This window comes from uncultured Bradyrhizobium sp., assembly GCF_936928535.1.
In the GTDB taxonomy this organism is placed as follows: Bacteria; Pseudomonadota; Alphaproteobacteria; order Rhizobiales; family Xanthobacteraceae; genus Bradyrhizobium.
This window is the reverse complement of record NZ_CAKZHY010000172.1, coordinates 58,784-81,406: the sequence shown is the minus strand read 5'-3', so window position 1 is coordinate 81,406 and position 22,623 is coordinate 58,784. Positions and strand designations below refer to the sequence as shown.

The window sequence follows — 22,623 nt, the reverse complement described above, 5'->3', positions numbered from 1 at the left end:
GCTGCCTCGCTTATCGCCTGCGCTTGAGAATGTAACTGTCCATGATCCAGCCGTGCCGCTCGCGCGCTTCCTGTCGCGCTGCGACGATGCGCGGGCCCACCTCGGCCAGCGCGCCTGACAAAATGATCTGATCGGCCATGCCGAGATAGGCGCCCCACCAGATGTGGAGACGATCAGGATCGAGCGACTGGAACGCCGTGCCGCCGTCGAGCATCACGACGACGGTATCGACGACTTCAGGCCAGCCGCCTTCGCGCAGGCGGCGCCCGGTCGTCACCAGAAATGGCTCGCCGATGTCGTTGAGCGGCAGCGCATGCGCCGCGCACAGCGTCTGGATCGAGGTGATGCCGGGCACGACCTCGATCTCAGGCAACGGATTGAGCCGGCGCGCGATCCGTAGCGAGGAATCATAGAGCGAGGGATCGCCCCAGATCAGCAGCGCGACCTTGCCATCGGCGCCAAGATGATCAGCGATCGTCTGCGACCATATCGCGGCGACTGCATCGTGCCAATCGTCCACGCCCTTGCGGTAATCGGCCTCGGCCGCATTGCGGACGGGAAGGTCAAACTCGGCGATTTGCGTCGTGGAGTTGGTGAGAACTTCAGCGCAGATCGTTCGCCTGAGATCGGCGAGATCGGATTTGGCGGTGCCCTTGCGCGGGATCAGGATCAGGTCTGCGGCGTTGATCGCGCCTACAGCCGCGCGCGTGAGCTGCGCGGGATCGCCGCAACCGATGCCGACCAAGGCGAGCGTCATCATGACGATCCGCCCTCCGCCAGCGCGCCGAACATGATGACAGCGGCCGTGGAGGCTGCGCCGGCCCGCGCCAGCTGATCGGCCAGCTCGACAACAGTGGTGCGGACCAGATGCTCGTCGGCGCGACCGAGCGATTCCGCGAACAGTGCCGGGGTGGCTGGCGAAAGACCGTGCTCGATCAATTTCGCCACCAGCGCCGGAAAGGTTCGACGGCCCATATAGACCACCGTCGTCGCATCGGGATCGACCAGCGCCGCCCAGTTCAGGTTTGGCGGCAGCTCGCCAGTGATATCGGCGCCGGTCACGAACTGCACCCGGCGCGAGGTATGGCGGCGCGTCAGGGGAATGCCGGCTTGGGCTGCAGCCACGCAGGCCGAGGTGACGCCGGGAATGATCTCGTAGCCGATGCCGGCCTCGCGCAGCGTCTCGAGCTCCTCCTCGAGCCGGCCGAAGATGCCGGCATCGCCCGATTTCAGCCGCACGACGCGCACGCCCGTGGCCGCATAGTCGACCAGCAAGCGATTGACGTGGTGCTGCTTGGTCGAAGGACGCCCTGCCCGCTTTCCCACCGCGACGAGGTTGGCGCCGGGCCGCGCCAGATCGAGGATCGCACCGGAGGCGAGATCGTCATAAAGCACGACATCAGCCTCGCGCAGCCGTGCCGCGCCCTTGATCGTGAGCAGCTCGGGGTCTCCGGGTCCAGCGGAGATGAAGGAGACAAAGCCGCTCACCGGTCCTCCGCGATCAGATGGAAGAACGTGCCGGTGGCCTGGCCCCGCCGCGAGCCGGTCTCGGCGATAACAGCACCGGTCGCATCGTGCACGACCGCCAGCGGCGTATCGGGCTGGGCCAGGATCGTCGAATAGTGGAATTCGTGGCCGCGCAGGCGCGCGCCGACCTGGTGGCCCGGCATAGGGGCTGCAAGCGCGGCGAGACGATAGCCGAGATGCATGCGGCGCTTGGCAAAGCTGGTCTCCAGTCCAAGCAGGCCCGTCATCTCATGCCTGATACCGTCAGCGTCGGTCAAAGCGGTACCCAGCACCATATACCCCCCGCATTCGCCGTGCACGGGCCGCGTCTCGGCGAAGGCACGCAGGCCGGTGTGGAAGCGCGTGTTCGCTGCGATCTTGCCGGCGTGAAGCTCGGGGTAGCCGCCCGGCAGCCAGCAGACATCGGCGCTCTTGTCGGGGCTTTCATCGGCGAGCGGCGAGAATGTCGAGATCTCCGCGCCGGCAGCGCGCCAAGCCTCCAGCATGTGCGGATAAACGAAGGAGAACGCGGCATCGCGCGCCAGCGCGATGCGTTGGCCAGGCGGCGTCACGTTCAGTCCGTCAGCTACAGCTTGCGGCGACCAGGACGCCGCCGACCGCAGCACCCCATCGAGATCGACGTGGTCGCTGACGAAGCGCGCGGCCTCATCGATCAGCTTGCCGATCTCGGCCTGCTCTTCAGCCTGCACAAGGCCAAGATGCCGCTTCGGCAGGCTGATCTCGGCATGGCGCGGCAGCGCGCCGAACACGGCGATGCCGCAATCATTCATTGCGCGCCGCACGAGGTCTTCATGGCGCGGGCTCGCGACGCGGTTGAGCACCACTCCGGCAAGGCGCACGCCGGCGCGATAGTCGCGCAGACCAGCCGCGATCGCCGCGGCGGTCTGAGCTTGTCCGGAGGGGTCGATCACCAGCACCACCGGCCAGCCCAGCATCTCCGCGATGTCGGCCGTGGCGCCGGTGCCGGCGACACCGCGTGCGGCGACGCCATCGAACAGACCCATCGAGCCCTCGGCGAGCACGATGTCGGCATCGCCGCCGCGGCTGACCAGATGTTCGATCGTGGCGCGGTCCATCGCCCAGCTATCGACATTGACGGAAGCGCGGCCCGTGGCGGCGGCATGGAAGGCGGGATCGATATAGTCGGGGCCGCTCTTGAAGCACTGCACGTTCAAGCCGCGATGGCGCCAGGCGCGCGCGAGCGCGAGCGTCAGCGTGGTCTTGCCGACACCGGAGGCTGGCGCGGAAATGACAAGACCGGCCGGCATCACGACGCCTCCGGAAAGCGAGGCTCGGCGCCGACAGGCCGATAGCGGCGGTCGTAATCCACAGCATAAAGTCGGCTCTCGTCAAAATCCGCCGCGCCCAGCGTCCTGCCGACCAGGATCAGCGCGGTGCGCTCCATCTCGGCACCCACCGCCGCATCGAGCGTTGCCAGCGTCGCGCGCACGATGCGCTGATCCGGCCAGCTCGCGCGCCAGACGATGGCAACAGGGCAATCCACGCCATAATGCGGGATGAGTTCGGCAAGCACCTTGTCGAGCAGATGGATCGACAGATGAATGGCGAGCACGGCGCCTGTCGTAGCGAAGGCCGCGAGATTTTCGCCCTCGGGCATCGCGCTGGCGCGGCCGGGCGTGCGAGTCAGCACGACTGATTGGACAAGACCGGGCAGCGTCAGCTCCGCTTCCAGTGCGGCTGCAGCGGCGGCGAAGGACGGCACGCCCGGCGTGACTGTGACGGGAATGCCGAGCGCACGCAGCCGGCGCAGCTGCTCACCCATCGCCGACCAGATCGAGAGATCGCCGGAATGCAGCCGCGCGACGTCCTTGCCCTCCGCATGCGCGGCGGCGATTTCGCCGATGATCTCGTCGAGCGACAGCGGCGCGGTGTTGACGATACGCGCGCCCGGAGGGCAATGCGCCAGCACGCCCTCGGGCACCAGCGAGCCCGCATAAAGGCAGACCGGACAGGACGCGATCAGATCGCGTCCGCGCAGCGTCAAAAGATCGGCAGCGCCCGGACCGGCGCCGATGAAGTGCACCGTCATGGGCCGTCTCCTTCCGCGATCGCCGCCGTCGCGGTGCGGTCCTGCGAGACTGCGCGCATTGCGATGAGCCGCGCACCCGGACCGGCCGCTGCGAGCGCCGCGGCTTCGGCGATGGACCCGGTGCCAAACTTTTCCGACACACGCCGCGACTGCGTTGGCGTCGGGATGCCAGCCAGCACGTTGGCCGGCACACCCTTGATCGGAACGCCGCACTCGCGCGCGAGCTGCTTCAGCGCCTCTGCGTCAGCCTTGTCGCTGATCGTCGCCACAGCCGCGAGGCCTTCAGCTCCGCCCGCGGCCGCAAGCGCGTCGCGCAACGAGTCCAGCGTCGCATCCTGCTTGAATCCGAGCCCGGCGACTTTCATCGGACCGCACTCCACTGCACCACCGGCCGCGCCGCCTCCCACGACCTGTAACGGCCGAGGGGAGCCGCATGCGCGATCTCGACCCGCATCAATTCACCGCCATACTGCTGATGCAACTCGGCCAGCAGCGCCTGCGTCTCCAGCGTGACCGAATGCGCGACGAGCCGTGTGCGCGGAGCGAGCCGCGACCACACGGCGTCGAACATCGCGCGGTCGAGACCGCCACCGATGAACACGGCATCGGGCGCCCCCAATGCAGCGAGAGCTTCCGGCGCCTGTCCCGTGACCACGGTGATCCGATGCGCCAGTCCGAACGCCGCCGCGTTGGCACGAATATTCGCGACACGATCCTCGCGCGCCTCGACAGCAGTGGCTGTTCCCCCGTACAGCGCCCACTCCACCGCGATCGAGCCTGAGCCTGCGCCGATGTCCCACAGGCGTTCACCGACGCGGGGCGCGAGCGCCGAAAGCGCAAGCGCACGGATTGGCCGCTTGGTGATCTGGCCGTCATGGGTAAAGAGATCGTCCGCAAGGCCAGAGCTGCGCGGAATACCCTGCCCACCCCTCGTCTCGATGGCGACCGCAATTAGGTTTCCAGTGACATCACCTGCAAAGCTGTTTGCGCGATACTCCGCGATGGCTTCGCGCGGCCCACCCAGTGCCGCGAGCGTCCAGAATGTCGAGGCGCCCCACCCACGCTCGCACAGCCATTTCGCGAGGTCACCGGCAGCCTTGCCGTCGCGTACGAGACAGACGATCCGTGCGCCATCCGCGAGATGAGGCACAAGGCGTTCGAACGGCGCGGCATGAAGGCCGAGGCAGGCGACGGATTCGAGCCGCCAGCCGAGCCGCGCGGCGGCGAGCGAGAAGGTCGACGGCGCGGGATGCGCGATCCACTCGCGCGCCTCGAGTTTCTGGGCAAGGCTTGCACCGGCGCCGTACCAGAAGGGATCGCCGGAGGCCAGCACCGCCGTCGGCCGGCCACGACAGGTGAGCACGATGTCAGCGTCGAACGGCACCGGCCAGGCGCGGCCGCGGCTTCCCACATTGGCGAGCGCAAGATGGCGCTCGCCGCCGAACACGGTTTCCGCCGCGGACAACGCCTTTCGACTTGCTTCGGATAGGCCGGCAAGGCCATCTTCGCCGATACCGATGATAGTCAGCCAGGGATCAGCCAAGGAATCAGCCATGATGCGCGCCCTCATTCTGGGCGGAACTGCCGATGCGAGCCTGCTCGCCGCGGAGATCGCGCGCGCAGGCATCGACGCCGTGTATTCCTATGGCGGCCGCACGCGGGCCCCGGCCGATCAACCACTGCCGACCCGCATCGGCGGCTTTAGCGGCGTGAGCGGTCTCGCCGATTACATCAGACGCGAAGGCATCACGCATGTGGTCGACGCGACGCATCCCTTTGCCGCCGAGATGAGCCGTCATGCCATCGCCGCGTGTGCGGAGACCGGCACGGCGCTGATCGCACTGGAGCGCGCGCCCTGGCGCAAGGCGCCCGGCGACATCTGGATCGAGGTCGGCGATGTCAACGCAGCGGCCGCCGCGCTGCCGGAGGCGCCGGCCAACGTGTTCCTTGCCATCGGCCGCCAGCACATCGCGGCATTCGCTGGCAAACCGCAGCATGCCTACACGCTGCGGTTCGTCGATCCGCCGCAAGAGCCGCTGCCCTTCGCCGCCGACGTGATCGTGTCGCGCGGACCATTCACGCTCGACGGCGAGCTGGGGATGATGCGCACACGCGGGATCGCCTGGATCGTCGCCCGCAATTCCGGCGGCGACGGCGCGCGCGCCAAGATCGACGCGGCCCGCACGCTCGGCCTGCCCGTGATCATGATCTCGCGGCCGGCGCTGCCGGAGCGGCCGCGGGTCGAGAGCGTTGCCGAGGTGATGCAGTGGCTCGGTCATCGGGCCTGCCTCGGCGCGTAGACCCAGCGGCCGACACGGCGCGTCTGCGAATTGCCGACGATGACGAGCGTGCGCATGTCGGCCATCTCAGGCGTCGCCTCGCTCAGCGCGACGATCTCGATCTTCTCATCCGCAGCGCTGACCGCGCGCGCGAAGATCACGAGACGCTCGCCGCAGCCCGCCTCTCTCAACACCGCGAGCGCGCGGCCAAAGCCCTCCGGCCGGCTCGCCGAGCGTGGATTGTACATTGCGATGGCAAAATCCGCTTCGGCCGCGAGCTGTAGCCGCTTCTCGATCACCGCCCAGGGCTTGAGATTGTCGGAGAGATTGATCGCACAGAAATCATGGCCGAGCGGCGCGCCGGCGCGCGCGGCGGCTGCCAGCATCGCGGTGATGCCAGGCAGCACGCGGATCGGCAGATCCTGATAGTCCGGCACCCGTTCCAGCGCCTCGAACACGGCCGAGGCCATGGCGAACACGCCGGGGTCGCCGGAGGAGACGACGACGACCTGCCCTCCTGCCGCGGCGAGACGCAACGCCTCGGCTGCCCGCTGGAGTTCCTCGCGATTGTCCGACGGACGTAGCGTAAGACCAGCACGCGGCGCCACGCGCGCGACATAGGGTGCATAGCCCAAAATGTCGGTCGCAGTGGCGAGCGCGGCAGAGACCTCCGGCGTCACCAGTGCCTCGCTGCCCGGGCCGAGGCCCGCGATGGTCAGCGTGCCCGTCATTCGGCGGCGTCCGGAAGCCGGCCCTTGCCGTGCACCAGCACGATCGCGAAGTAGGGACAGTCGGCCGCATCGATGTCCGCAAGCCGCGCCACGCGCTCGCCAGGCATGGTGCCACGCTCGACCAGCCAGGCATCGTCGAGCCGGCCGGCAGACGCGAGCGCGCGCCGCACCTTTGCAAGATTGCGGCCGGTCTTCATGATCACAAGCGCATCGGAATCCCGCATGCGGCGTTCGAGCTCGGCTTCAGGGAGCGTGCCCATCAGCACCGTCGTCACGTCATCGCCGAGCGCGATCGGCTGACCGACGCCATTCCAGCAACCGACCATGCCCGGGATGCCGGCGATCACCTCGATCTCGACGCGGCCTTGCAGCCGCGTGTGCAGATGCATGAAGGAGCCGTAGAAGTAGGGATCACCCTCGCAGAGCACGACGACGTCGACGGCACGCGCCAGCCGCGCCAGGCGCTCCGCCCATTCGTCGTAAAAGCTGGCCAAAAGCTGCACGTACTCCGCACTGTCGAAGGCGATCTCGGTGGTGACAGGATATTCCATCGGATATTCGGCGACGTCGGCGGCCAGCATGCCGTCGACGATCCGCCGCGCCTGACCCGGCCTTCCCTTCTTGCGGAAATAGGCGACGTGCCTGGCGCCGCGCACCGTGCGATCGGCGCGCACGCTCATCATGTCAGGGTTGCCGGGGCCGAGACCGCAGCAGATGATGCGTCCCATGATTTATTCGCTCCGGCTCGCCAGCGCGTTCACGGCAGCGACCGTGATCGCGGAGCCGCCGAGGCGGCCTTCGACCGTCAGCGCCGGCACCGGCGGATCAGCCATCAGCGCGGCCTTGGATTCGGCCGCACCGACGAAGCCGACGGGACAGCCGATGATCGCCGTAGGCCGCGGGCAGTCGCGATCCTCCAGCATGTTGAGCAGATGAAACAGCGCCGTCGGCGCATTGCCGATCGCGACGATCGCGCCATCGAGATGCGGCCGCCACAGTTCCAGCGCCGCGGCCGAGCGCGTGTTGTTCATGGACTTGGCGAGCGCCGGAACGGTCTCATCGCCAAGCGTGCAGATCACGGCATTGGCCGCAGGCAATCGCGCACGGGTAATGCCCTCCGACACCATGCGCGCATCGCACAGGATCGGCGCGCCCTTCTGCAGGGCGGCGCGCGCGGCCGTCGCCATGCCTGATGTGAAGCGGACATGCGCCTCGAGGCCCACCATGCCGGCGGCATGGATCATCCGCACCACGACCTGTTCTTCGTCCGGCGTGAAGCGCGAAAGATCAGCTTCGGCCCGGATGGTCGCGAAGGATTGCCGATAGATCGCCGCACCATCAGTCTCGTAAATGTGCGGCATCAGTGCCCTCCCATCAGGATGGAGGGGTCACGAACGATGTCGTCACGATCGAGCCCACGCAGGATCGGCGCGTCGCGGGTCGAGCCGCCACGCACGAGATCGAATCCTTTAGCTGTTGCGATCAGCGTGATCGCGGCCGCGCCGGAATGGGCGCAGCCCTTGGCGCAGCCGGAGACGTGGAGCTGCGCGGCCCCGCCGATGCTCTGCGCAAGCGCCGCCGCCAGCCCCCGCGTATCGGCATGGGCCTCACGGCAGCGCGGCGCGCCGCTGCAGGCGACGACACGCAGGGCCGGATCGAAGGCCTCGGTGATCAGGCCGGACGCAGACGGCATCGTCCGTTTGCCTTCGCTCAAGACCATGCGCCACGGCGTCATCCGCAGCGCATGCCCGCAACCAGCGAGCTGGTTGAGCGTCGTGTGCGCCATCTGCCCGAAGGCGATGCCGACCATGGCCCCTTGCGGATAGAGACCCGGCCTCGCCGCCGCCATGATCGGCGCCGGCTCCGCCTCGCCGCACAGCGCCTCCGGCAATTGTGCGCCGGCCGCAAGATGCGTTGCCATGCGCCCTCGCCCATCCCTGATGCCTGATGCGACGAACCAGCGTGCGACAGCAAGTACGCCAGCCACGGCTTCGCCACGCGCAACGCTGCGGCCGAACCTCGCGCCATCCGCGCGCACGAGGAGACCGCCGGCTGCGTCACGCTCGATCCGCACGTCGGCGGAATTGCCCGCGAGCACGCGCGAGTTGCCATCATCGATGGCAAAGCCGAATTTCGTCGGCAGCTCGAGCGCGGAGTCCGCGAGCGCCTCTTCGAGCTCGGCGGCAAGCGCCTGGGTCTCGTCGCCATCGCGCCAGAACGGTGTGACCAGGATGTTCCGCCGGGACTCGGTGTCGGCATCGGGGTCGAGCAGCGCCAATTGCGCAAGCCCGTCGAGCAGCGGCCGATGGCTGGCCTCGCTGACACCCCTGATCTGGAGATTGGCGCGGCTGGTCACGTCGATCAGACCGTTGCCGTGGCGCTCGGCGAGATGCGCGAGCCCCGACATCTGCGCGGCATCGAGCCGGCCGCCGAACGGACGCACGCGGACCACGAGCCCGTCACCCGATTGCATCGGCCGCAGCGCGCCCGGACACCAGCCCTTGATCGCGGCCGCACTCATGACGCCTCCTTCAGCGCAGCCGCAATCGAATTGCGGCGCGTCCGCCAGAGCGAGGCTTCGTGAAGGCGCGTGAAACAAATCTCCATCGCGGCGAGCGCTGCCGGATTCTCGCGCGCCATGAAGGCGCGGACATCGGCATCGCCGATGGTCGCATCATAATAGAGGTCGAACAGATGCGGCGGCACGGCACCGGCGAGATGCGCAAACGCGGCCATGTGCTCGAGCGTCGCGGATATCTCGGCCGCCCCACGAAAGCCGTGGCGCATCATGCCGGCGATCCAGGCCGGATTGGCCGCGCGAGCCCGGACGACGCGGGAAATCTCTTCCGTCAGCGTACGCGCGTGCGGCTCATCCGGGCGCGTCGTGTCGAGATGATAGAGCGATGGCTCCGACGCACCGAGATGCGCTGCCGCCGCGGCGATGCCGGCTTCATGCGCCGCATAATCGGCGGCAAGCAAAAGATCGGTCTCGGGCAGATCCTGGGCGTGGACGAAAGCGTCGGCAGAGGCGAGCCGCTGCTCGATGCCGGCACGAGCGGGCTTGATCTCGCCATCGGCGGAGAACGCCCAGGACGAAGCGGAGAGCCAGGCCTCGCCGGCGGCCTCGCGTGTCTCCGGCGTGAAGGCATCTGGGATGGCCGAGAGGCCGACGCCGTATTGTCCGGGACGCGGCGCAAACACGCGCGAGGCGCGAAAGCGGTAGGGATTTTCGTCGCCCTCGTCTTCGCGCGAGGCAAGTGCCTCGGAAGCCGCTTCGAACAATTGCGCAAGGCCTGCGAAGACGTCGCGAAATAGGCCCGAGACCCGTAGCGTCACGTCGATGCGGGGACGGCCGAGCTCGGCCGGCACGATGATGTCATAGCCGGTGACGCGGCCGGAGGCGTGATCCCAGCGCGGCGCGAGGCCGGCCAGATGCAGCGCCATCGCAAACTCCTCGCCTGCGGTGCGCATCGTCGCCGAGCCCCAGAGATCGACAACGAGACCCTTTGGCCAGTCGCCATGATCCTGCAAATGGCGGCGCAGCAGCTCCTCAGCGAGCTTGATGCCCTGCGCATGCGCCGATGGCGTCGGCACCGCGCGCGGATCGACGGCGAAGAGATTGCGTCCCGTCGGCAGCACGTCCTGCCGCCCGCGATAGGGCGAGCCTGATGGCCCCGGCGCAACACGTTGTCCCGCGAGCGCAACACGCAACGCGTCCCGCTCGGCATCGCCGCAGGCACCGCGGCCGAACACGTGCAGGCCGTCGCCGAACTGGCTTTCCTTGAGATCGCAGACAAAGCGATCGATCCGCGGGATCGCCTCGGCCGGCGCCGCGGAGGCATCGAGGCCGAGATCGTCTTCGAGGCCCGCCGCGCGCGCCTCGTCGCGGATCGCCGTAATGAGGCGCTGGCGGCGGGCGGGGTCGAGACCATCGGCGGTCGAGTATTCGTCGAGCAGGCGTTCGAGCCGGCGCAGGCCTTCCGGTATCGCGGATTGTTCGAGCTGCGGGGGCAGATGGCCGATGGTGACGGCGCCGATGCGCCGCTTGGCCTGCGCGGCCTCGCCGGGATCGTTGACGATGAAGGGATAGATCACCGGGAGATCGCCGGTCAGCGCTTCGGGCCAGCACGCAGACGACAGGGCCACGGATTTCCCCGGTAGCCATTCCAGCGTGCCATGCGCACCGATGTGCACGACGGCATCAATTCCCTGCCTGCAGAGCCAGAGATAGAAAGCGACATAGGCATGGCGCGGCGTACGGGCGAGGTCGTGATAGTCGGAATCGCGTGTCGTCGCATCGCCGCGCTCGGGCTGGACCGCGATGATCGATCGGCCTGACGGGATCGCAGCGAAGTGGAATGCGCCGTCGCGGCAGCTCGGATCGCTCTCCGGCGCGCCCCAGGCTTGCGCAAGATCGTCTTGCAAGCCTTGCGGAAGCTGTAAGAGCGCGGCGCGGTAATCGCCGACGCTCCACGTCAAGGTCTGATCGAGCAACGTCTCGCCGAGCGCATGGACCGGCGTAACGTCAAAGCCGGCCTCGGAAAGATCGGATACCAACGCCTCGACCGAAGCCAGTGCATCGAGCCCGACCGCATGCGCGATCTGGTGCGGCCTGCCCGGGTAGTTGGAGAGCACGATGGCTAGCCGCTTCTCGGCGACCGGCTTCTCGGCAAGACGATGCCAAGCCGCGACGCGGGCGGCGATGGCCTTGACGCGTTCTTCATCCGGCCGATGGGCCAGATGCGAGAACTGAAGGTCGGGATCGCGCATCCCGGCCGATTTGAAACTAACCACGCCGGCGAACAGGCGGCCGTCGACCTCGGGCAGCACCACATGCATCGCGAGATCGCCCGGCGACAGGCCGCGCAACGATTCCGCCCAATCCTCTCGTCGCGCCGAGGAGAGTGCAACCTGGAAGACGGGGCACAGCGCAGCATCGAACGGCGTCGTGCCGTCGTCGCCGACGGCCGAGAACGCCGTGGCATTGACGATCGCGGCGGGCGGATGTTGCGCAAGATGCGCGCGCAACCAAGCTCCGACGCCCGCCGCCTTCAGCGATGCGACGAAGGCCCCATACGCATCAAACCCCTTCTCGCGCAACGCTGCGATCAGCGCATCAACGGGACCAGTGTCGGCGGCCGTGAGATAGGAACGATAGAACGTCACGAGCGCGAAGGGCTTCCCCTCGCCCGGCACCGGCGCAGCAATGACACCGCGGGCGGGGTGGTAAAAGCCCATGTCGGGCACGGTCATCTCGCCGACAACAGGCCCGGCATAGAGACCCGAGGCCAACGCGAGCTGCGCGATGGCGGCTTGCGCCGCGACGGGGCCGCCGGTGTCGCAGAGCACCTTGAGGCGGCGCAGTGTCGAAGCCGGCAAGGTGGAATACGCGTCCAGCCTGATGTCGTCGCGGCCATCGGCCGGCAGCACTGCGAGCACGATGCCCCGATCTTTGGCCAGTTGCTGGAGCGCTGCGAGCCCGTACGGCCAGTAGGACTCTCCGCCGATCAGGCGCACCAGAATGCCGCGCGCCTGCGACAGCGTGCGCTCGATGTAAGTGTCGACCGAGAGCGGATGACGTAATTCCGCGAGATTGGCGAGCCGCAGCGACGGCAGGCCGTCGCGACCGCGGCGCCAGCCCGCCGCGAACGCAGCAAGGTCGGAATCCGAGTACGAGAGCACCACGAGATCGGCCGGGTCCTGGCCGATGTCCCTTGGCGTCGCGGTCTCCTCCAGACCGCGGCTCTCGCGGAAGACGACGTGCATCAGACTCCCAATCCCGCCCTTATTGCGGTTTCATCGATATCGCCGTGCTCGCCGATCACGACGAGCTTCGATCGCCTGGCGCTTGCGCCCCAGGGCTTGTCGAACTGGTGGCGCACGCGCTCGCCGACCGCTTGCAAGAGCAGCCGCATCGGCTTGCCCGCGACCGCGATATAGCCCTTGGCACGCAGCACGTTCTGCTCACGCGCCAGCTTCTGCACTGACGCAACCAGCGCATCGACGTCGGTCACTTCGGGGAGGTCGATCACGACAGAATTGAAATCATCATGCTCGTGTTCTTCCTCGCCGTCGTGATGCGAGGGACGCGCGGCAAGATCGTCCTCGGCGGCAGCGTTGAGGCCGAGGATGACGCGCGCATCGATCGCGCCGTCGGTGATCGGCAGCATCGGCACGCGGCGCGGCATCTCGGCGGTGATCACAGCCTTGGCGGCCTCGATGCCGGCGGCTCCAGCGAGATCGGCCTTGGTCAGCAGCACGATATCGGCGCAGGCGATCTGATCCTCGAACACTTCGGACAGCGGCGTCTCGTGATCGAGATTTTCGTCCGCAGCGCGTTGCGCTTCGATCGCATCCGGATCCGGCGCGAAACGGCCGGCGGCGACAGCCTCGGCATCGGCGAGCGCAATCACGCCATCAACCGTGATGCGCGAGCGGATCTCCGGCCAGTCGAACGCCTTCAGCAGCGGCTTTGGCAGCGCGAGGCCCGAGGTCTCGATCAGGATATGATCGGGCCGCACCGGCCGCGCCAAAAGCTGCTCCATGGTCGGAATGAAATCGTCGGCAACGGTGCAGCAGATGCAGCCATTGGCGAGCTCGACGATATTCTCTTCCGGGCAGTTGGCGTCGGCGCAGGATTTCAGGATCTCGCCGTCGACGCCCTCGCTGCCGAACTCGTTGACGAGCACCGCGAGCTTCTTGCCATTGGGATTGCTCAGCAGATGCTGGATCAGCGTCGTCTTGCCGGAGCCGAGAAAGCCGGTGACGACAGTCACAGGGACCTTTGCGAGCGAGTTCATTCGGCAGCCTCCGGCAACGCAGCGATGGGGGGAATGCGCGCAAGCGACTGCTTGCGGAAGATTTCGGGACGGCTGCGCCAGGGGACGAGGCCATCGGGTGCGGCGGCATAGGCGGCAGCGCCCGCGACCACGTCCTGCGCGTTGGCATCCGAGAGGCGGCCATAGACATAGGACCAGCGGCCTGGCGCACTGAGCGCAACCGAGCAGCCCTGGCTGCATGCCGACAGGCATTCGACGGGAATCACGGTTACGCCCTCGGGCACGCCGGCTTCGAGGATTGCGCCATGCAGGCGCTTGCCGGGCGTGACCTCGCCCTCGCCGAGCGTCTGCCCGGCTTTGCAGGTGATGCAGACATGCAGTGTGACAGTCATCGCCTCTTCCAGAAGTAACAGCGGGAGGCGAAGAGGCTCACGAACCTCCCTTGCGAAGGCCCGTTTCCCCGTCGCGGAACACCCCGTCCGCCGGTCCAAAAATCGTCCGCGCTGGCAGGTCTCCCGGCTTGCGGAGCAGGGTTTCCCCTTCGATCCCCGCCTTCCCGATCCCTGGGGATCAGTGGCTTTGGGCATCTCTCCGGTCACGGTCGCGGGGGCGGCTGCATTTTGGACCCAAATCTTGCCGATTCGGACCCTATCGCATTCCCTCTTCGCCTGTCATAGGACAGGAACCAACGCCGGGCCACCATTTGCCCCCGGCCGCCTCTTGTCAAGCCGAAGGACCGGAACCAATGACGCCTGAACCGGAGACCCAAACGGCCGACGAAACCGACGCCAAGACTGACGCGAAGACTGACGCGAAGCACGCTGCCAAAATGGCGAAGATCAAGGTCGCTCGCGACAAGATCATGGCGACCAAGAGCGGCGAAAAAGGCCTCATCATCGTCCACACCGGCGCCGGCAAGGGCAAGTCGTCATCGGCCTTCGGCATGATCGTGCGCTGCGTCGCCCATGGCTTCCCATGTGCGGTGGTGCAGTTCATCAAGGGCGCCTGGGATACCGGCGAGCGACGCCTCCTCACCGGCCATTTCGGCGAGCTCTGCCAGTTCCACGCCATGGGCGAAGGCTTTACCTGGGAAACGCAAGACCGCGCCCGCGACATCGCGGCGGCGCGCGCCGGCTGGGAGAAGGCGAAGGAGCTGATCTCGGATGAACGGCTGCGCATGGTCGTGCTCGACGAGATCAACATCGCGCTGCGTTACGACTATCTCGACATCGCCGAGGTGGTCGATTTCCTGAAGACCTCGAAGCCGCCAATGACGCATGTCGTGCTCACCGGTCGCAACGCCAAGGACGAGCTGATCGAGATCGCCGATCTCGTCACCGAGATGACGCTAGTGAAGCATCCGTTCCGCTCCGGCATCAAGGCGCAGGCCGGCGTCGAGTTCTGACATCCATGGCACGCGCGCTGATGATCCAGGGGGCCGGCTCGGACGTGGGCAAGTCGCTCATCGTCGCCGGCTTCGCGCGCGCGTTCACGCGCCGCGGCTTGCGCGTGCTTCCGTTCAAGCCGCAGAACATGTCGAACAATGCCGCAGTCACCGTCGATGGCGGCGAGATCGGCCGCGCGCAGGCGCTGCAGGCGCTCGCCGCCCGCGTCGAGCCGCACACCGACATGAATCCGGTCCTGCTCAAGCCCGAGACCGATGTCGGCGCGCAGATCATCGTGCAGGGCAAGCGCATCGCGACCGCGCGAGCGCGTGAATACGCGGCGATGAAGCCCTCGCTGATGGGCGCGGTGCTGGAAAGCTTTGAGCGGCTGAAGGCACGCGCGGATCTGGTGCTGGTCGAAGGCGCCGGCAGCCCGGCCGAAGTGAATCTGCGCAAGGCCGACATCGCCAATATGGGCTTTGCTCGTAAGGCCGATGTGCCTGTCGTGCTGGTCGGCGACATCGACCGCGGCGGCGTCATCGCACAACTCGTCGGCATCAAGACCGTGATCGATCCTGACGATGCCGCGATGATCAAGGGTTTCGTCATCAACAAATTCCGCGGCGATCCCACGCTGTTCGACGACGGCTACAGGCTGATCGAAGCGAAGACGGAATGGCGCGGCCTCGGCGTGCTGCCATGGTTTTCGCGCGCCGGCGAACTGCCGGCCGAGGATGCACTGGGTCTGCGCGATGCACGCAAGCCGGGTCAGACCAAGATCGCCTGCCTCGCGCTGTCCCGAATCGCCAATTTCGACGATCTCGATCCGCTCAAGCTCGAGCCTTCAGTCGATCTCGTGATGGTGCGTCCGGGCGAAGCGATCCCCGGCGATGTCAGGCTTGTCATCATTCCCGGCTCGAAATCCACCCGCGGCGACCTCGCCTTTTTGCGCGCGCAGGGTTGGGACATCGACCTGCTCGCGCATCACCGCCGGGGCGGCCATGTGCTCGGCCTCTGTGGTGGATATCAGATGCTCGGACGCAGCGTGACCGATCCTGACGGTATCGAGGGACCCGCCGGTGATACGCCGGGCCTCGGATTACTGGACGTTGAAACGGTGATGAGTCCGCAGAAGACGCTGACGCGTGTTGCAGCCGTTCACGCGGCGACCAATCAGCCGATTCAGGCCTACGAAATCCATATCGGCCGCACCGATGGGCCAGACCGCGCGCGGCCGTTCGCGACACTGAACGGCGAGCCCGAAGGCGCGATCTCGCACGATGGACGCGTGCAGGGCAGCTATCTGCACGGCCTGTTCACGTCGGACGAATTTCGCAGGGCGTATCTGGCGAGGCTCGACATTCCCGCAGGCGAAGAGCCCTATCACGCCAGGGTCGAAAGCGCGCTTGATGCGCTGGCCGACCACATCGAGAAGCATCTCGACGTCGAAGGCCTGCTCGCGCTAGCGCGCTAGCACCTCGGCAAGGCGTTCCCATTCAGCCTCAGCGCCGGGAAGCCCGAGCCGCAGCCATGTCGGATTTTGCGCGAAGACGCGCGACCAGATTTGGCCACGCGCGAGTTTTTCCTGCGTGGCAAGCCCATCAGGCGTCTCGTAAAGACGAAACAGCGGCCCGCCGCCGATCAGCTGCCAGCCTTGCGCCTGCACCATCGCGTCAAGACGAACGCAGTCGCGTGCGAGCCGCGCTAACGTCGCCTTGGCCCAAGCCTCATCCCGCAAGGCGCGGCAACCGATCGCGATCGCGGCGCCCGATACCGGCCACGGGCCTGACGCTACCGCAAGCTGACCGATGTTATCAGCATGGCCGAGTGCGAAGCCGAGCCGCAGACCGGCAAGGCCATAGAACTTCCCGAACGAGCGCAGGATCAGCAGCCCCGGCCGCCCGGCTTCCGAGGCGAGCGAGAGTTCGGGAGTAGCATCTGCAAAGCTCTCGTCGATGACGAGGTAGCCGACGCGCGGCAATAGCGCGAGCAGATCCTTCGGCGCATGACGGCGGCCGTCGGGATTGTTGGGATTGACGACGATGGCGAGGTTTGCTCCCGCCAGCGCGTCAAGCTCCCTCACCTCCTCGATCTCCCATCCGGAGACTGCCAGAACGGGGGCATATTCGTTGTAGGTCGGCGCGAGAATGCGGGCCCGGCCGCGCGGGGCAAGCTGCGGCAGCAGCTGAATGGCGGCTTGTGCGCCGCCGATCGCGACAATAGGTGCGGTTGTCCTGTAAGCCTGTCGCGCGGCCTGATGCAGGGTATCGATCTCGGATCGCGACGGCAGCGCCTGCCAATGATGCGCGGCGATCTCGCCGACGGGATAAGGCAGCCGGTTGATCCCGGTCGACAAATCGATCCAGTCTTCCGCGCGCCCACCAAAACGCTGCTGGGCCAGATCGAGATTTCCACCGTGCTCGCGCATGCCCTGTTCTTTCACGCGAAGGCCAGGATCGCAAGCAGACCCGCGAGCAGCAACATGGCGCGACGGTAAACCGCCAATCCCTCGCTGATATCGGCCGCAAGCGGATCGCGCGCGCCCTCGTTGAGCCAGGGCTCTTTTGTGACGGCGCCATGATAGATACGGGGACCAGAAAGCCGCACACCGAGCGCGCCGGCCATCGCCGCTTCCGGCCAACCGGCATTGGGCGAACGGTGGCGGTGCGCATCGCGCGTCATGCACGACAGTGCCTCCGATCGCCGCGGCGCCAGCAGCACGAACAGAAAGCCGGTCAGGCGCGCCGGAATGAAATTGGCGACATCGTCGATGCGCGCCGCAGCCCAGCCGAACGCTTCGTGGCGTTCACTGCGATGGCCGATCATGGAGTCCAGCGTGTTGATCGCCTTGTAGCCGAAAATGCCGGGCAAGCCGAACAGTGCGCCCCAGAATATTGGCGCGACGATGCCGTCGGAGGTGTTCTCCGCGAGGCTCTCGATCGCGGCACGCGCGATGCCGGCTTCATCGAGCGCTGCAGGATCGCGGCCGACGATACGCGAGACCGCCTCGCGTGCGCCGGCGATATCGCCGCCCAGTAGAGGCTTGCCGACGGCAGCGACATGATCATGCAGCGAACGCAGCGCGACCAGCGGCCAGGCGAGGACACCGACCAGCACGAGCTGGATCCAGCCTGAAGGTAACAAGGACTGGAGCACCCAACCAAGACCAATAGAGATCGCAATGACCAGAAGCGCGCCAGCAATGCCCGCGGCGCGCCGGAGCGCGGGCAAGTCGGAATCCCGATTCCAGCTGGCGTCGATGACCGCAATCAGCCGGCCGAGCCACGTCACGAGGTGACCGATCCGCGCGAACAGCCACGACGGCCAGCCCATGAGGGCATCCACCGCCATCGCCACCACCATCGCGCCCGCAAAGCCCACGCCTGCCTCCTGTCCCGCCCCTGTTGCGCAAAGCGGGGGGCGAGCGCAAGCCCCTGTCGGGCTGATTTCGGCTTTGTCTTTGGCCGCGTTTGGTGATTAGTCAGGCCCACAGGAGATTTTTGTGGCCGTCATCTTGATCACGGGTGGAGCGCGATCGGGCAAGAGCAAGCGTGCGGAAATGCGTACGCGCGCTTTTCCCGGGCAGCCCGTCTATGTCGCGACGGCCGAGGCGCTCGATGCGGAGATGGACGCGCGCATCGCAAAGCATCGCGCGCGGCGTGGAACCGGCTGGATCGAGCGCGAGGTCCCGCTCGATCTCGTGGGTGCGCTGGTCGCAACCGACGGCGGCGGCGCACGGCTTGTCGACTGCCTGACGCTGTGGCTCTCCAATCTGATGCATGCGGAGCGCGACTGGGAGCACGAGGTGAGCGAACTTGCCGCCGCCCTGCCCCGCCTCGAGAGCCCCGCCGTCTTCGTTACCAACGAGGTTGGCCTTGGCATCGTGCCCGACAACGCGCTGGCCCGCAGCTTTCGCGACGCCGCGGGGATCATGAATCAGACGATCGCTGGTGTTGCCGACGAGGTCGAGTTCATCGTCGCCGGCCTGCCGATGAAACTGAAATGATCGCGCGCGTCGACATTCTGAAGGACCTCATCGCCGATCTCAGGATCGCGGCGTCCTTCGTCACGATCGTTCCAATGGCCTCGTCGAAGCCGGCGGGCGAAGGCGTCCTCGCGCGCGCGACCTGGGCGCTGCCGGTCGCGGGATTGCTGGTGGGGCTCGCGGGCGCTTTCGTCTACAAGGTCGCCATTCGCGTCGGACTGGCGCCGGACCTCGCCGCCCTGCTGTCACTCGCGACGACCACCCTCATCACCGGCGCGCTGCACGAGGATGGGCTTGCCGATACCGCCGACGGGCTCGGCGGCGGCCGGACGCGCGAACGCAAGCTCGAGATCATGCGCGACAGCCGGATCGGCAGCTATGGTGTCTGCGCGCTCATCCTCTCATTCGGCCTGCGCTGGAGCGCGCTGGCCGCGATCGCAAGTCCCTGGGCCGTGATGCTGGCTCTCTGCGCAGCTCATGCCGCGGCCCGCGCGGGCGTGCCGGCTTTCATGTCGCTGGTGCCCCCGGCGCGCCGCGACGGACTTGCGGCGGGTGCGGGAGCGCCGCCGGGCCGCAGTGTGGCCATCGCTTTCGCAATTGGGACGCTCATGCTTGCGCTGGCGCTCGGGCCGGCCAAGGCGCTGGTCGGCCTGGTGCTGCTGTCGCTCGCCGGATTGATCCTGGCGCGATCAGCCATCCGTCAGATCGGCGGACAGACCGGCGACATCCTGGGCGCGTTCGAGCAAACAGGCGAAATCCTGATCCTGCTGGTCGCGGCAGCTTTCCTCCACGGGGGAGGATGAGCGATGGTCGCGTTCGACAATGCTTTCCGCCGGCAATTGCGCGAGCTGTTCGTGTGGCGCCGCGACGTGCGCCGCTTTCGTAACGATGCGCTGCCTGACGGCGCCGTGGAGCGGCTGATCGAGACTGCCTGCCTGTCGCCATCAGTCGGCCTGAGCCAGCCGTGGCGCTTCGTCATCGTCGACGATCCCGCGCGGCGACGCGCCGTGATCGACGACTTCAAGGCGTGCAACGCCGATGCACTCAACTGCTATTCCGGCGAGCGCGCCGCGCGCTATGCCACGCTGAAACTGTCAGGCCTCGAACAGGCGCCGAGCCACCTCGCCGTGTTCGCCGACAAGGCCAGCGACACCGGCCACGGCCTCGGCCGCGCCACCATGCCGGAGACGACGGAATATTCCGTGGTCGCCGCCATCACCGCGATGTGGCTCGCCGCGCGCGCGGAGGGCATCGGGCTCGGCTGGGTCTCCATCCTCAATCCGGATCGCATCCACGGCGTGCTCGACGTGCCCGCCTCCTGGAAGTTCATCGCCTATCTCTGCATCGGCTACCCCGAGGCGGAGTGCGACCAGCCCGAGCTGGAGCGGGCGAAGTGGGAACACCGGCGCAGCCCCGAAGAATTCACGCTGCGGCGATAGTTGGATCGCACGCACCATCTTCCGTCATTGCGAGAGAGCGACGCCCACGAAGAGATCAGCTACGACTTGCTCTTGTCGGCAACGGCCGCCACCGGTGTCGCCGTCTGCTGCTTCTCGAACATCAGCAGCGGGCGGAAGATGACACGGCCATAGGCTTCGTAATGGCGCTGGGTCGAGACCGCCAGCTTCATTGGCGTTGCGTAATTGGCCTCGAACGTCATGAACGGCGCGTAGGTCCAGGAGAAGCCGACGCCGACGGAGGTCATTTCGGTGATGCCGGGGGCCGTCGAATACACCGCGCCCCAGTCGGTGAAGATGTAGTGTCAAATCCCTTCAGCCATTGCGACCAGTTGTAATGCAGCTCGGCGTTGAAATAATAGCCGCTGTCGCCCGAGGCCCCGTTGGTCGGATAACCGCACCCCGCGGTGATCCTGATCCACGGCTTTGGCGACACCGGCGACATGTGGGCCAAGCTTGGAGCGGACCTTGCACGCGATCACACCGTGGTCCTTCCCGATTTGCGCGGCATGGGCCTGTCCGGCAAGCCCGACGGCGGTTTCGACAAATGGAATCAGGCCGCCGACATGCGCGGCGTTCTGCAGGCGCTCAATATCGACAAGGCTGTCGTCGTCGGACACGACATCGGCACCATGGTGGCCTATGCCTACGCGGCGCGCTATCGCGATCTGACCGAGAAGCTGGTGGTCATGGACGCTCCCGTGCCCGGCGTGCCGCCGTGGGACGAGATCGTCCGCAGCCCGCAGCTCTGGCACTTCGATTTCGAAGGCCCCGACATGGAACGGCTGGTCAAGGGCCGTGAGCGCATCTACCTCGATCGCTTCTGGAACGAATTTGCCGGCACGCCGTCAAAGGTCACGGAAGCGACGCGCCGTCACTACGCCGAGCTCTATGCGCGGCCGGGCGCGATGCACGCGGCATTCGCCCAGTTCAGGGCGATCCGCACCGACGCCGAGGACAACAAGAAGGCCATCGCGACCAAGCTGGCCATGCCCGTGCTTGCGGTGGGCGGCGAAAAATCCTTCGGCAAGATGGAAGCGGTCGTGATGCGCAACGCCGCGACCGACGTCACCGAAATCGTGATTCCCGGCGCCGGGCACTGGCTGATGGAGGAGGATCCGACCGCAACCATCAAGGCCGTGCGCGGGTTCTTCGACGGGAAGAAATAGGATGGCGAGCCGAGCTGAATTGCTTCAGCTCGGCTTCGCTTCGCTGACTTCACCAGGTGATCAACGGCGAGCGATGCAACCAGGCATCACCGCGCACTTGGTCGAGAACGAAGGTGGCGACGTCCTGTCGCGAGATGCTTCCGCCGTGAAAGGCGGAGAGATCCGTCAGCGCCTGCACCTGTCCGCGGCCGGGCTTGTCGTTCAGAACGGCGGGACGCACCAGCACCCAGTCGAGCCCGCTGTCCCTCACGATGGCTTCCTGCCTGTTCTTGTCGGCATACACCTTCTTCAGGAGCAGCGGGAAGATCAGGCGATCGAAGACGAAGCCGCCATGCCCGCGGCTGTCGCCGGCGCCCATCCCCGTGACAGCGACCAGGCGCGACACCAGCTCGGCTTTCATCGCCTTGACGAGTGCACGCGTCGCGGTCGAAAGCAGCGTCACCTCGCGAAAAGGGCTGGCCGGCGTGCCGAGCGCGCTCACGACGGCGTCCTGTCCCCTCAGGGCTTCGCGCAGCGTCGTCTCGTCACGCACGTCGCCGACGACGAGCCGGGCGCCGTTCAGATCGCCCGCCTTTTCCGGTGACCGCACCAATGCGGTGACTTGATGGCCGCGGGCCAGCGCCTGCCTGACGATCTGCCGTCCGGTGCCGCCAGTTGCGCCAAGAACCAGGATCTTCGCTGCGGACGTTGGTGCGCCGATCTCCGTGACAGCAGTCATTGTTGCCTCCATCATGTGATGCGTTGCTGTGTTCGGGGGATTGATCAGAGCGTGCCGTTGGCGAGCAGCTCGCGGGTGCGCTTGAGCGTCGACAGCAGTGCGGCCTTGTAGCCGCTGTCGCTGTCGAGCTGCGCCTGCTCGGCCTGCTCCTCGGGACCATCAGGCTGCTTTCCGCGCAGGCCGAGGTAGCCGTAGAATCTGAGCATCAGCTCGCCCGCGTCGTTCTCGACGATCTCGTTGATGATGGCGCCTTCACGCGGACCGGTGGCCTGGAAGAACGTCACCTTGCTCTGCGGCTCGAGCGCGATGATCTCGCGCAGATCCGAACCGGCGATGGTGACTTCGCGCACGAAATGCGTGGCGCTCTCCTCGACGATTTCGCAGCGCGTGCACAGGCCGGGCGGCAGAAAAAGCCGGGCATCGCGCGCCTTGAGCTCGAGCCCTTTCCAGACCTGCTCGCGGCTCAGCCTGGTTTCGCCTACCGGGTTCACCGGGACGGTGGCTGTCGAATAGATCATGACGATGGTCCTTGTCTCGTGGTTG

The 22,623-nt window shown here is 66.9% G+C and carries 24 protein-coding genes, 1 pseudogene and 1 riboswitch; of the genes and pseudogenes, 7 read left to right on the top strand and 18 right to left on the bottom strand.

Annotated elements, in window-relative coordinates; all coding sequences use genetic code 11:
• Positions 1-10: 10 nt before the first annotated feature.
• From cobF to cbiE, 6 genes are read right to left on the bottom strand one after another with little or no spacing between them, the layout of a single operon-like run.
• The gene (gene cobF, locus Q0687_RS34760; protein WP_298887269.1) at positions 11-760 is read right to left on the bottom strand and encodes a precorrin-6A synthase (deacetylating); all 750 of its coding nucleotides are present in this window, start codon (positions 758-760) and stop codon (positions 11-13) included.
• Positions 757-1,488: a uroporphyrinogen-III C-methyltransferase gene (cobA, locus tag Q0687_RS34755; RefSeq protein WP_298887266.1), complete on the bottom strand. Its 732-nt coding sequence runs from the start codon at positions 1,486-1,488 to the stop codon at positions 757-759. The genes cobF and cobA overlap by 4 nt, the downstream gene beginning before the upstream one ends.
• Entirely contained in the window at positions 1,485-2,795 is a 1,311-nt protein-coding gene (locus Q0687_RS34750; protein WP_298887263.1) for a cobyrinate a,c-diamide synthase, read from the bottom strand. The genes cobA and Q0687_RS34750 overlap by 4 nt, the downstream gene beginning before the upstream one ends.
• Positions 2,795-3,577, bottom strand: coding sequence for a precorrin-4 C(11)-methyltransferase (gene cobM, locus Q0687_RS34745; RefSeq protein ID WP_298887260.1), 783 nt, complete (start codon positions 3,575-3,577; stop codon positions 2,795-2,797). The genes Q0687_RS34750 and cobM overlap by 1 nt, the downstream gene beginning before the upstream one ends.
• Positions 3,574-3,942 carry a cobalamin biosynthesis protein gene (locus Q0687_RS34740; protein ID WP_298887257.1) on the bottom strand — a complete coding sequence of 123 codons (369 nt, stop codon included), beginning with the start codon at positions 3,940-3,942 and terminating at the stop codon, positions 3,574-3,576. The genes cobM and Q0687_RS34740 overlap by 4 nt, the downstream gene beginning before the upstream one ends.
• On the bottom strand, positions 3,939-5,120 hold the full coding sequence (gene cbiE, locus Q0687_RS34735; protein WP_298887457.1) for a precorrin-6y C5,15-methyltransferase (decarboxylating) subunit CbiE: 1,182 nt from the start codon (positions 5,118-5,120) through the stop codon (positions 3,939-3,941). The genes Q0687_RS34740 and cbiE overlap by 4 nt, the downstream gene beginning before the upstream one ends.
• Before the next feature lie 10 nt (positions 5,121-5,130).
• Between cbiE and Q0687_RS34730 the strand changes: the two genes are divergently transcribed.
• Positions 5,131-5,877, top strand: coding sequence for a cobalt-precorrin-6A reductase (locus Q0687_RS34730; protein WP_298887254.1), 747 nt, complete (start codon positions 5,131-5,133; stop codon positions 5,875-5,877).
• On the opposite strand, the gene cobJ is transcribed toward Q0687_RS34730, so the two are convergent.
• Genes cobJ through Q0687_RS34695 form a run of 7 tightly spaced genes read right to left on the bottom strand, consistent with a single transcriptional unit; the run spans position 5,853 to position 13,758 of the window.
• Entirely contained in the window at positions 5,853-6,587 is a 735-nt protein-coding gene (gene cobJ / locus Q0687_RS34725) for a precorrin-3B C(17)-methyltransferase (protein WP_298887251.1), read from the bottom strand. The two genes, Q0687_RS34730 and cobJ, sit on opposite strands and share 25 nt — an antisense overlap.
• The gene (locus Q0687_RS34720) at positions 6,584-7,315 is read right to left on the bottom strand and encodes a precorrin-2 C(20)-methyltransferase (protein WP_298887248.1); all 732 of its coding nucleotides are present in this window, start codon (positions 7,313-7,315) and stop codon (positions 6,584-6,586) included. Before Q0687_RS34720 ends, cobJ begins: the two co-directional genes overlap by 4 nt.
• Before the next feature lie 3 nt (positions 7,316-7,318).
• Positions 7,319-7,948: a precorrin-8X methylmutase gene (locus Q0687_RS34715; protein WP_298887245.1), complete on the bottom strand. Its 630-nt coding sequence runs from the start codon at positions 7,946-7,948 to the stop codon at positions 7,319-7,321.
• A complete protein-coding gene (gene cobG, locus Q0687_RS34710) occupies positions 7,948-9,108 on the bottom strand; it encodes a precorrin-3B synthase (protein ID WP_298887242.1) in 1,161 nt (386 codons plus the stop codon). The genes Q0687_RS34715 and cobG overlap by 1 nt, the downstream gene beginning before the upstream one ends.
• The gene (cobN, locus tag Q0687_RS34705; RefSeq protein ID WP_298887239.1) at positions 9,105-12,353 is read right to left on the bottom strand and encodes a cobaltochelatase subunit CobN; all 3,249 of its coding nucleotides are present in this window, start codon (positions 12,351-12,353) and stop codon (positions 9,105-9,107) included. The genes cobG and cobN overlap by 4 nt, the downstream gene beginning before the upstream one ends.
• Positions 12,353-13,387, bottom strand: coding sequence for a cobalamin biosynthesis protein CobW (gene cobW, locus Q0687_RS34700; RefSeq protein ID WP_298887236.1), 1,035 nt, complete (start codon positions 13,385-13,387; stop codon positions 12,353-12,355). Before cobW ends, cobN begins: the two co-directional genes overlap by 1 nt.
• Entirely contained in the window at positions 13,384-13,758 is a 375-nt protein-coding gene (locus tag Q0687_RS34695) for a DUF1636 domain-containing protein (RefSeq protein ID WP_298887234.1), read from the bottom strand. The genes cobW and Q0687_RS34695 overlap by 4 nt, the downstream gene beginning before the upstream one ends.
• Positions 13,759-13,853: 95 nt before the next feature.
• Positions 13,854-14,071: riboswitch (cobalamin riboswitch) on the bottom strand.
• Positions 14,072-14,111: 40 nt separating this feature from the next.
• Between Q0687_RS34695 and cobO the strand changes: the two genes are divergently transcribed.
• On the top strand, positions 14,112-14,771 hold the full coding sequence (cobO, locus tag Q0687_RS34690) for a cob(I)yrinic acid a,c-diamide adenosyltransferase (protein WP_298887232.1): 660 nt from the start codon (positions 14,112-14,114) through the stop codon (positions 14,769-14,771).
• Positions 14,772-14,776: 5 nt separating this feature from the next.
• Positions 14,777-16,225 (top strand): cobyric acid synthase, encoded by a 1,449-nt coding sequence (locus tag Q0687_RS34685; RefSeq protein ID WP_298887229.1) that lies wholly within the window; start codon positions 14,777-14,779, stop codon positions 16,223-16,225.
• On the opposite strand, the gene cobD is transcribed toward Q0687_RS34685, so the two are convergent.
• On the bottom strand, positions 16,214-17,179 hold the full coding sequence (gene cobD, locus Q0687_RS34680) for a threonine-phosphate decarboxylase CobD (RefSeq protein ID WP_298887226.1): 966 nt from the start codon (positions 17,177-17,179) through the stop codon (positions 16,214-16,216). The genes Q0687_RS34685 and cobD overlap by 12 nt on opposite strands.
• A gap of 11 nt (positions 17,180-17,190) precedes the next feature.
• Positions 17,191-18,132 carry an adenosylcobinamide-phosphate synthase CbiB gene (gene cbiB, locus Q0687_RS34675; protein ID WP_298887223.1) on the bottom strand — a complete coding sequence of 314 codons (942 nt, stop codon included), beginning with the start codon at positions 18,130-18,132 and terminating at the stop codon, positions 17,191-17,193.
• Positions 18,133-18,253: 121 nt separating this feature from the next.
• Between cbiB and cobU the strand changes: the two genes are divergently transcribed.
• From cobU to bluB, 3 genes are read left to right on the top strand one after another with little or no spacing between them, the layout of a single operon-like run.
• Entirely contained in the window at positions 18,254-18,757 is a 504-nt protein-coding gene (cobU, locus tag Q0687_RS34670) for a bifunctional adenosylcobinamide kinase/adenosylcobinamide-phosphate guanylyltransferase (protein WP_298887220.1), read from the top strand.
• Positions 18,754-19,539, top strand: a complete 786-nt coding sequence (cobS, locus tag Q0687_RS34665) for an adenosylcobinamide-GDP ribazoletransferase (RefSeq protein ID WP_298887217.1) — start codon at positions 18,754-18,756, stop codon at positions 19,537-19,539. The genes cobU and cobS overlap by 4 nt, the downstream gene beginning before the upstream one ends.
• Positions 19,540-19,542: 3 nt before the next feature.
• Positions 19,543-20,175, top strand: a complete 633-nt coding sequence (gene bluB / locus Q0687_RS34660; RefSeq protein ID WP_298887214.1) for a 5,6-dimethylbenzimidazole synthase — start codon at positions 19,543-19,545, stop codon at positions 20,173-20,175.
• Between the two features lie 59 nt (positions 20,176-20,234).
• On the opposite strand, the gene Q0687_RS34655 is transcribed toward bluB, so the two are convergent.
• The gene (locus Q0687_RS34655) at positions 20,235-20,471 is read right to left on the bottom strand and encodes a hypothetical protein (RefSeq protein ID WP_298887211.1); all 237 of its coding nucleotides are present in this window, start codon (positions 20,469-20,471) and stop codon (positions 20,235-20,237) included.
• Positions 20,472-20,594: 123 nt separating this feature from the next.
• Here Q0687_RS34655 and Q0687_RS34650 point away from each other — a divergent pair.
• Positions 20,595-21,362: pseudogene (locus tag Q0687_RS34650) on the top strand (alpha/beta hydrolase); the annotation flags it as partial.
• A 49-nt stretch (positions 21,363-21,411) separates the two neighbouring features.
• On the opposite strand, the gene Q0687_RS34645 reads toward Q0687_RS34650, so the two are convergent.
• Positions 21,412-22,080 carry an SDR family oxidoreductase gene (locus tag Q0687_RS34645; RefSeq protein WP_298887208.1) on the bottom strand — a complete coding sequence of 223 codons (669 nt, stop codon included), beginning with the start codon at positions 22,078-22,080 and terminating at the stop codon, positions 21,412-21,414.
• Between the two features lie 44 nt (positions 22,081-22,124).
• The gene (locus Q0687_RS34640) at positions 22,125-22,598 is read right to left on the bottom strand and encodes an SRPBCC family protein (protein WP_298887207.1); all 474 of its coding nucleotides are present in this window, start codon (positions 22,596-22,598) and stop codon (positions 22,125-22,127) included.
• Positions 22,599-22,623: the final 25 nt, after the last annotated feature.